Raw genomic sequence first — 9,425 nt, 5'->3', positions numbered from 1 at the left:
AAAAGCACCCCCAAGAAAAAAATCACCTCGATCTATTGAGGCTTTCGCTAGAGCCATATGCTGATCTCGAAAGTCGCCTCGGCGCTCTAGATAATCAGGGGCGTATTCATAGAAAAGTATGTAATGCATAATTTCGACTCCTGTGTGTTGTACAGTTTTTTTGGTTACTGAACAATTTGTTCCTTTGAGGTAGTAGCCACATAACAGGTTATTAGTGAGACCTTGCAAGCTATGCTACCTTGCAAGGTAGGAGATAGCCATGTATCGCCACACTAATAAATATCAAAAAACAATTTGTAAATCATACACTAACAGAAAGCAAACTGAACATCATCTGGCTGGAACAGGAGAAGCTTTACCTGTGCAGCAAACTCCCTCGCTATGCCGAGTCATTGAAATCACTGATTACGACTTGGGTGAGCCTGTTGTGCACAAAATAGAATTGTTCAGAACTGACCCCATCGACTGCGCCGATAACACTTTGTTTTTAGTGGCTCCGCCACTTCCTTACCGCCTTTAAAGTTTCAGCAAAAAATGGTTTATTTTAGGGGCAAATGGCATGGACGCCATTTGAGTGAAATCCGGAGGGAACGATATTTCGCGACCCTAAAATAAGCCATTTTTTACGGTTAAGAACTTTAAGCGGCGGCGGCATCTTTTTGGTTACTTTATTCTTTGCTGCTGAAGAAAAAGTAACTGGCTCGAAGGGATTCGAGACAAAACTGGCAGGACGCCAGTGAGCGTAAGCGAATGCTTTTAGAACAATAGCCCAATGACCGCTATCTGCTACAAGCTCCAATGACGGAGTTATAAGTAAGAGTCTAAGTGACCGCAATTGACACCAAGCAGAGCTCCCCAATCGAGTTGGGAATGACGGCTGTTGGTTCTATTAGTCTTCTATTTTCCCAAGTGTGACAGCTAACAAAAAATACAAGAGGGTCACCTGCCAATACACGCCAACAATATTAACGCTCCTTCTAAATTACAGTTTTTAAAATAAAAATAGTAAAAACTCAACGCTAGCTATAAATTGAAATTCCCCTAATCTCCCACTCTCCCCTTTCCTATCTGAGCTATTTGTTAGTATCATAACCGGCGTTTTTTATCGGTAAATTGTAGAATTATGTATTACTCACTTGTTGTAATTGATGACTTTTTAGAAGCGGCGGATGCGCTACGTGCTAAAGCCTTAGCGGCTAGTTACCCGCAGCCAGAAGAGCAAACTTATTTTCCTGGTCGCAATGCACAGGCGCCTGTTTTAGTTGAAGGATTAGATGCCTTAGTAAGCGAAATAGTGGGTGAAAACTTAATCCCTGCGACTGGCAATAGCCATGGCAAATTCCGCTTGGCTTTAGCTGGTGACGAGGGTAAAGGTGGGGTGCATATAGATCAGTGTTATTGGTCAGGCATTTTGTATTTATCTAAAGATGAAGACTGTGTAGGTGGCACTGACTTTTTTAGACATAAAGCCAGCAATAGTGATACCGCGCCACTTAATAATGAACAACTGGCTGAGCGTGGTTTTAATAACTACCAAGAATTTTGGGATGATTTAAAACTAAAAGGCACTCAAGCTGAACATTGGCAACTTACTTCGCATGTGCCTATGAAATATAACAGGTTAGTGTTATTTCGCCCTTGGCTTTATCACAATGCCGGCCCAGGGTTTGGCGACTCAGTAGAAAATGGCAGAATTATCTACCCACTTTTTTACAACAACCAATAAAAACTAATTAACTTTGAGTTAATTGCACCCAGTAAGCATTATCAAGGCTTGTGCTTTGATGTGCGGGCCAAAATTGTTGGGCTAACCAAAGCCCTTGTAGTTGCTCATTTTGTACAAGCAATATGGCTTGTTCACGTTGCCATGGGGGAATGTTCCATTCTTTAAACCACTGCTTAAGTGGTTTAGATGGCTGATTTTCAAATGGCTTAAACTTTAGGCTAAAGCCTCCCAATCGAATATTAATTGGCCCATTTTTAGGGTTAATACATACACCACTTTTAGGTTTAACTGTTAGCTTTTGAGATGAGGTGAAAGTTAATCGGCCTAATCCATTGGGCAGGCTTACTTGCGCTTCTCCTTGCCAAAGTAGATTAAAGGGCTCGGCTTGGGGGCGCAGTTCAACTAAATACAAGGCTTGTTGAAAGCGCCTAAATTGCCAATTTTGCCATTGTAAAATTGGCTTAGCATCATCTTTGGCTGCTAATACTTCGGGCTTTAAGCGATTTAATACTGCTTGTGAAGGGCTGCTTACCCCTTGTTTACTCAACCAATAGCGCACCACTTGCTTGAGCCAGGCATCACTTAACGCGAGCAAGGCTTGGCAAGGCAAGGCCTGTTGCGTGGCGCCCATCTGTTGCAGCTTTTCTTCACAACTTTCTTCTAATAATGTTTGTTGCTCAGCACAAAGGCTGGCGCTGCGCGACACTGTACTGGCTAACTCAGGCCAGCGATTTATCAACAATGGTAAAACCTGATGGCGTAAAAAGTTGCGATCAAACTCGGTGTCTTGATTAGATTCGTCTTCGCACCAGCTTAATTCATGGGCTTGGGCATAAGCTAAAATTTGCTGTTGGCTAACGGCTAACAAAGGGCGATAAAAGCCAAGTGGTTTTGGCGAGTCTATCTGCCAACTCGCATTCATGGCTGATAACCCTTTGGGCCCTGCACCACGTTTAAGTTGCAACATAAAAGTTTCTAACTGGTCATCTTGATGCTGGCCTAATAGGATTTGGCTGGCAGTTGGGGCCAACTCAATAAGCTTTTGGTAGCGTTTTTCTCGGGCTAGGGCTTCTAAACTTTGCCTTGATTTAACCTCTAGTTTTACTTTGGCGGTTTGCAAAGGAACAGCTAAGTCTTCGCATACTTGCTGACAATGAGCTTGCCATGAGTCGGCGTGCTGACTTAAACCATGATGAATATGAATAGCCCTAAGTTGCCACAAATAGCCGTGCTTTTGTTGTAATTGAACTAAAGCATGTAACAACACATGTGAGTCAACCCCACCACTATAGGCCACCACTACATCTTGAGTGTTAGCAAATGCGAGGCTAGCTAAGTGTTGCTCTAGGGTGTTAAGTAAGCTCATAAGGTCCTAAATTAATAGTGCCATAGGGTGACTGTTTAGATGAATCATGGGCAATAAAAAAGCCATCTATAAAGATGGCTTAAACTATACAATACTCAATGCCTTAACAATAACCAAAAGACATCAATCTTTCGTATCTTTGGGCTAATAGCTCTTCAATAGATAAACTGCCCAATTGAGATAATTGTAACTTGATGGTGGCTTTTAGGTTAGCTGCCATGCCGTCGTGATCTCTATGTGCACCACCTAAAGGTTCATCCACTATAGTATTGATCAATCCAAGCTCTTTAATTTTGCCTGCACTTACACCCATAGCCTCTGCAGCTAAAGGGGCTTTCTCAGCGCTTTTCCATAAAATAGATGCACAGCCTTCTGGTGAAATTACTGAATAAGTACTGTACTGCAACATATTCACTCGGTCGCCAACACCTATAGCCAAAGCGCCACCTGAACCACCTTCACCAATAACGGTACAAATAATGGGTACTTTTAAACCAGCCATTACTTTTAGGTTTTTAGCAATAGCTTCACTTTGACCGCGCTCTTCAGCACCAACTCCAGGATAGGCGCCAGGGGTGTCAATAAAGGTCACTATAGGCAAATTAAAACGTTCGGCCATTTCCATTAAACGTAAGGCTTTACGGTATCCTTCAGGTTTAGGCATACCAAAGTTACGTTTGATTTTTTCTTTAGTATCACGACCTTTTTGATGGCCAATGATCATCACGGCTTGACCATCGATTTTGGCCAAACCACCTACTATAGCTTTGTCGTCGGCAAAAGCGCGATCGCCAGCTAGTTCGTCAAATTCGGTACACATACGTTCAATATAGTCGTATGTATAAGGGCGCATGGGGTGTCTGGCTAATTGTGATACTTGCCAAGCACCTAAATCGGCAAAGATTTTACGGCTTAATTCGGCACTTTTTTCTCGAAGCTTGGTAATTTCTTCTTCGATACTAATGTCAAATTCTCCCCCTTGATTGACTAGTCGTAACTCTTCAATCTTCGCTTCTAACTCGGCGATGGGTTTTTCGAATTCTAAAAAATTTACACTCATTACACACCTAATATTGTTTAATCACGGCTTCACACTAGTGAAATTCCAGTCCAACCTGAGGTTTACCCAAAAGTTGTTGTAAGTCATATAATAACTCATCTTGTGGTGTCACATACCATTGTGCACCTAATCTAAGATCAACTTTTGCATCTGGATGCACGTAATGGATCTGTACAGGGCAACTACCACCTTGGTAGGGCTCTAAAATTGTTTGCAGTTTAGCGACTGTCGCCTGATTACACCAGCTAGATTCTAACTGAATCTGTAATCCCTTAGCATTCTTTTCTCGTGCTTGAACCAAGTCCATAGCATCGCGGGCCGACATTGTATTGCCGCCAGAGAATTCATCAAAGCTGACCTGTCCGGTTATGACTAAAATTCTATCGCTTTGTAGCAATTCTTCGAACTGCTCCAGCATATCTGGAAAAAATCTTACGTCTATTCTAGCACTTTTATCGTCTAAGGTGACTAATGACCAACGCTTACCTCTTTTGTTGGTCATAGTGCGCACACTTACCACTAACCCCACAGCCACAGACACTTGATCTCTGTTGGTGGGTTTTAAGTCTACCAAGCGACAAGGCGCATAGTGTTTTAATTCGCTTAAATACTGGTTGATTGGGTGGCCAGTTAGATACAAACCTAGGGTTTGTTTTTCCCCTTCTAACCAGGTTTTTTCAGGCCAAACTGGTACATCAGCAAAAGCTTGCTCGACCTGATCAGGATCTGAGGTAAGTAAGCCAAACATATCTGATTGTCCACAGAGTTCGGCTTTAGCATGTTGATCGGCTGCGGCTAACGCATCAGGCAAAGTCGCCATCAGTGCCGCTCTATGTGGACCTAAGTTATCGCAAGCGCCGGCTAATACGAGTTTTTCTAAGACACGCTTATTAATACGTTTTAAATCCACTTTGGCACAAAAATCAAACAGATCGGTAAATGACTTTTCTTTTTCACGGGCAGCAATTATGGCTTCTATAGGACCTTCGCCCACCCCTTTTATTGCCCCTATGCCATATACAATTTGCCCGTGCTCATTAACGGTAAACTTATAATTACCAGCGTTAACGTCTGGTGGTAAAATGGTAATGCCCATTCGTTCACATTCGTCTACTAAAGTAACGATTTTATCGGTGTTATCCATATCTGCCGACATTACCGCTGCCATAAACTCGGCTGGATAATGGGTTTTTAACCACAAAGTTTGGTACGACACTAAGGCATAGGCTGCAGAGTGAGATTTGTTAAAACCGTAACCCGCAAACTTTTCTACTAGGTCGAATATTTTCATCGCCAGATCGGGATCTATGCCGTTTTCTTTAGCTCCCGCTTCAAACGAGCCCCTTTGCTTTTCCATTTCTTCGGGCTTTTTCTTACCCATGGCCCGGCGTAATAAATCGGCACCACCTAAGCTATAGCCCGACATGACCTGGGCAATCTGCATCACTTGCTCTTGGTACAAAATAATGCCGTAAGTGGGCTGTAATATGTCTTTTAAACATTCGTGTTGATATTCAGCATCTGGGTAAGAGACTTCTTCGCGGCCATGTTTACGATCAATAAAGTTATCTACCATGCCCGACTGCAGTGGTCCGGGTCTAAACAAGGCAACCAAAGCGATAATATCTTCAAAACAATCAGGTTTTAGGCGCTTTATCAGCTCTTTCATACCACGTGATTCCAGCTGGAACACAGCCGTGGTTTCGGCGTTTTGTAATAATTTAAAGCACTTTTGATCAACCAGAGGAATAGCCGCAATGTTAACGTCTATGCCTTTGCCTGACTTGATCATGTCTATGGCCCATTGAATAATGGTTAGGGTACGCAAACCCAAAAAGTCGAATTTAACTAGGCCAGCGGTTTCTACATCATTTTTATCAAATTGGGTAACCGGGTTTTTACCTTCATCATCACAATAAAGCGGTGCAAAATCGGTAATTTTATCGGGCGCAATTACCACGCCCCCAGCGTGTTTACCTGCGTTACGGGTTACCCCTTCTAAAATTCTACACATGTCCATGAGCTCTTTGACTTCTTCGTCTTGATCATAGAGTTCTTGTAATCTGGGCTCTTCGACAAAAGCTTTTTCCAGTGTCATGCCAGGTGTAGGGGGGATCAACTTTGAAATTTTATCCACAAACCCAAAAGGATGGCCCAATACGCGGCCAACATCTCGTACTACAGCTTTAGCCGCCATAGTACCAAAGGTAATAATTTGAGATACCGCATTACGACCATACATGTCGGCCACGTGATCTATTACCTCATCGCGCCTGTCCATACAAAAATCGACATCAAAATCTGGCATTGAAACCCGCTCTGGGTTCAAAAATCGCTCAAATAATAAATCGTATTCTAGTGGATCTAGATCGGTAATATCTAAGGCATAGGCCACCAAAGAACCGGCACCCGAACCACGTCCTGGGCCAACAGGAATATTGTTATCTTTACTCCATTGAATAAATTCCATTACGATCAAGAAGTAACCAGGGAAACCCATCTGGTTAATTACCCCAAGTTCTATTTCTAGCCTTTCATCGTATTCTGGGCGTTTTTCGGCTCTGACTTTTTCGTCTGGAAACAAAAAGGCTAACCGACGCTCTAACCCTTCCCGCGATACCTTTACCAAATAGTCATTGATTGGCATACCTTCGGTGGGAAAGTCGGGCAAAAAGTAGGTACCCAGTTGCACTGTCACATTACAACGTTTGGCTATTTCTATGGTGTTTTCTATGGCTTCTGGAATATCCGCAAACAGCTCGATCATTTCTTCACTGCTACGCAAGTATTGTTGCTCGCTGTATTCTTTAGGTCGGCGCGGATCAATCAGGGTAAAACCATCGTGAATGGCCACCCGAATTTCATGGGCTTCGAAACCGGCTTTATCAACAAAACAGACTTCGTTAGTGGCAACTACAGGTAAGTCATATTCTGTTGCCCATTCTACAGCGCGATGTAAATAATCTTCTTCACCGGCACGGCCAGTACGGGTTAATTCTAAATAAAATCTATCGGCAAAATGCTGCTGATAAAAATCACAAGCAGACTTTGCCAACTCCATATTACCCTTGGTTAGCAGAATTCCTAAATCACCAGCTTTGCCACCAGATATAATTAACACACCTTTAGCATGTTCAACTAACCAAGCTTTATCTATTACGGCTTTGTTTTGAATACTGCCACGCAAATAGGCTTTTGAAATTAACAAGGTAATATTTTTATAGCCATCGTTGTTCATGGCTAATAGGGTGAGTCGAAACACAGTATCGGGTAATTCGTCGCCTTGTACCCAAAAATCCACCCCAATAATGGGCTTAATGCCGTTGTCGTGGGCTTGACTATAAAACTTAACCAAACCACACATATTCATTTGATCTGTGATGGCTACTGCAGGCATGTTTAATTTTTTTACATGCGATATGATAGGTTTGACTTTATTTAAGCCATCTAACATGGAAAAGTCGCTGTGCACTCTTAGGTGTACAAATTTTGCCAGGTTGTTGTGATTATTATCTGACATTTATGCCCCTGCTAATTGCCCATCACGCGCTGCTAGCGCCTGTTGTACGGGTTTAAAACTCATGCGATATTGCGCAAGTGGCCCTAACTCAGCTAACTTGGCTAAGTGTAAGGCAGTTGGATAACCTTTGTGCTTGGCAAACCCATATTCTGGGTATTGGGCATCTAGGTTTAACATTTCTTGATCGCGCGTGACTTTTGCAATAATAGAAGCCGCCGATATTTGTGCAATCAAACCATCGCCTTTAACTACAGCTTCGCTAGCGTAATCCCAGTCTGGGCAACGATTACCATCAACCTTCACATAATCAGGTTGTGGACTTAACCCTTGCACCGCTCGCGTCATAGCTAACATAGTGGCATGCAAAATATTTAATTGATCTATTTCTTGTGGGCTTGCGCGGCCAATAGACCAAGCTAATGCATTTTGCTTAATTTGTTCGGCTAACAGTACACGTTTTTTTTCTGATAGCTTTTTTGAGTCTGCCAAACCTTGAATGCTGACATTTGGATCGAGTATCACAGCAGCGGTCACTACGTCTCCTACTAAAGGTCCGCGCCCTACTTCGTCTACTCCTGCCACAAGTTTATTCATTATGATGCTTCTATTAACTGGGCGACAGCCAAGGCCGCTTGTGCGTCTGCGTCTTTTTTAAGGGTAAGATGAATTGCCTCAAACTTTTTAATTAAGGCTTGCTGCTCTGGTGCGGCTTTATTTTGCAGCATAGGCAATAACAAGCGACTAATATTTTCGGCTTGTACTTCATCTTGTAATAATTCTGGGATCAATTTCTCATTGGCCAACAAATTAGGTAAAGAAAAATATTTAGCTTTATATAACCATTTCATCATTTGATAGGTTATCGCACTTAACTTATAAGCGCTGACCATATTTCTTTTACATAACATGGCTTCTAAGGTTGCTGTGCCTGAGGCCAATAACACCGCATCAGAAGCAATCATCACATCACGTGCATGACCAATCACAATTTGTATATCTAACTTTGGTTTATGCTGGGCCAAATAGTCGTCAACTTGGGCTTTACGCTGGCGGTTGACCACAGGGATCAATATTTTTAACTGCGGAATATCTTTAACTAACAGTTCGCAAGACTGAATAAACACCCCAAGTAAGCTGTCGACTTCGCGTTTTCGGCTACCGGGCAACACAGCTAATACTGGACCGTTTTCAGCCACTTTTAAGGCCTGACGCGCGCTTTTTTGACAAGGCTGCAAAGCAATGTCATCGGCCATAGTGTGCCCTACATAGGCACAGGGCAATTGATGTTTGTCGTAAACGGCTTTTTCAAATGGCAAGATACTCAACACTAGGTTAGTTGCTTTAGCTATTTTGAAAATACGCTTTTCTCGCCATGCCCATACTGTTGGACTGACATAATGCACAGTCTTTATGCCGCGTTTTTTTAGGTTTAATTCTAGGGTTAAATTAAAATCTGGGGCATCAACCCCAATAAACACATCGGGGGGATTTTCTATAAAATACTCGAGCAAGGTTTTGCGTACATAGAACAATCGACGAATTCGAGATAAGACTTCCACTAACCCCATCACCGATAGCTCTTCCATGTCGAACAGACTGTCGCAGCCTTGAGCCTGCATTTTTGGTCCGGCTATACCTACAAACTGAGCATTAGGATAGTGTTTTTTGAATTGTTTGATTAGGCCAGCAGCGAGAATATCACCAGAGGTTTCACCCGCTACTATCCCGACCTTCAGTGGTTTGTCGCTCATGA

At 42.7% G+C, this 9,425-nt stretch carries 7 protein-coding genes; 2 read left to right on the top strand and 5 right to left on the bottom strand.

Annotation, left to right across the window (positions count from 1 at the left end):
* The first annotated feature begins 259 nt into the window (after positions 1 to 259).
* Together ACVCDT_RS15530 and ACVCDT_RS15525 are read left to right on the top strand one after the other, a co-directional pair.
* Positions 260 to 520: a hypothetical protein gene (locus ACVCDT_RS15530; protein ID WP_447133706.1), complete on the top strand. Its 261-nt coding sequence runs from the start codon at positions 260 to 262 to the stop codon at positions 518 to 520.
* 603 nt (positions 521 to 1,123) lie between these two features.
* Positions 1,124 to 1,726: a DUF6445 family protein gene (locus tag ACVCDT_RS15525; RefSeq protein ID WP_447133705.1), complete on the top strand. Its 603-nt coding sequence runs from the start codon at positions 1,124 to 1,126 to the stop codon at positions 1,724 to 1,726.
* Between the two features lie 7 nt (positions 1,727 to 1,733).
* Here ACVCDT_RS15525 and tilS read toward each other — a convergent pair whose 3' ends face one another.
* From tilS to lpxB, 5 genes are all read right to left on the bottom strand, one after another.
* Positions 1,734 to 3,092, bottom strand: coding sequence for a tRNA lysidine(34) synthetase TilS (tilS, locus tag ACVCDT_RS15520; RefSeq protein ID WP_447133704.1), 1,359 nt, complete (start codon positions 3,090 to 3,092; stop codon positions 1,734 to 1,736).
* A gap of 103 nt (positions 3,093 to 3,195) precedes the next feature.
* Positions 3,196 to 4,152 carry an acetyl-CoA carboxylase carboxyl transferase subunit alpha gene (accA, locus tag ACVCDT_RS15515; RefSeq protein WP_447133703.1) on the bottom strand — a complete coding sequence of 319 codons (957 nt, stop codon included), beginning with the start codon at positions 4,150 to 4,152 and terminating at the stop codon, positions 3,196 to 3,198.
* A gap of 34 nt (positions 4,153 to 4,186) precedes the next feature.
* A complete protein-coding gene (gene dnaE / locus ACVCDT_RS15510; protein ID WP_447133708.1) occupies positions 4,187 to 7,606 on the bottom strand; it encodes a DNA polymerase III subunit alpha in 3,420 nt (1,139 codons plus the stop codon).
* 66 nt (positions 7,607 to 7,672) lie between these two features.
* Complete coding sequence (gene rnhB, locus ACVCDT_RS15505; RefSeq protein WP_447133702.1) at positions 7,673 to 8,266, bottom strand: ribonuclease HII; 594 nt, start codon at positions 8,264 to 8,266, stop codon at positions 7,673 to 7,675.
* Complete coding sequence (lpxB, locus tag ACVCDT_RS15500; protein ID WP_447133701.1) at positions 8,266 to 9,423, bottom strand: lipid-A-disaccharide synthase; 1,158 nt, start codon at positions 9,421 to 9,423, stop codon at positions 8,266 to 8,268. The genes rnhB and lpxB overlap by 1 nt, the downstream gene beginning before the upstream one ends.
* Positions 9,424 to 9,425: the final 2 nt, after the last annotated feature.

This window comes from Paraglaciecola aestuariivivens, from assembly GCF_052983255.1.
Note: the sequence above shows the minus strand (reverse complement) of the source record. Positions and strands in the feature narration are given on the sequence as shown.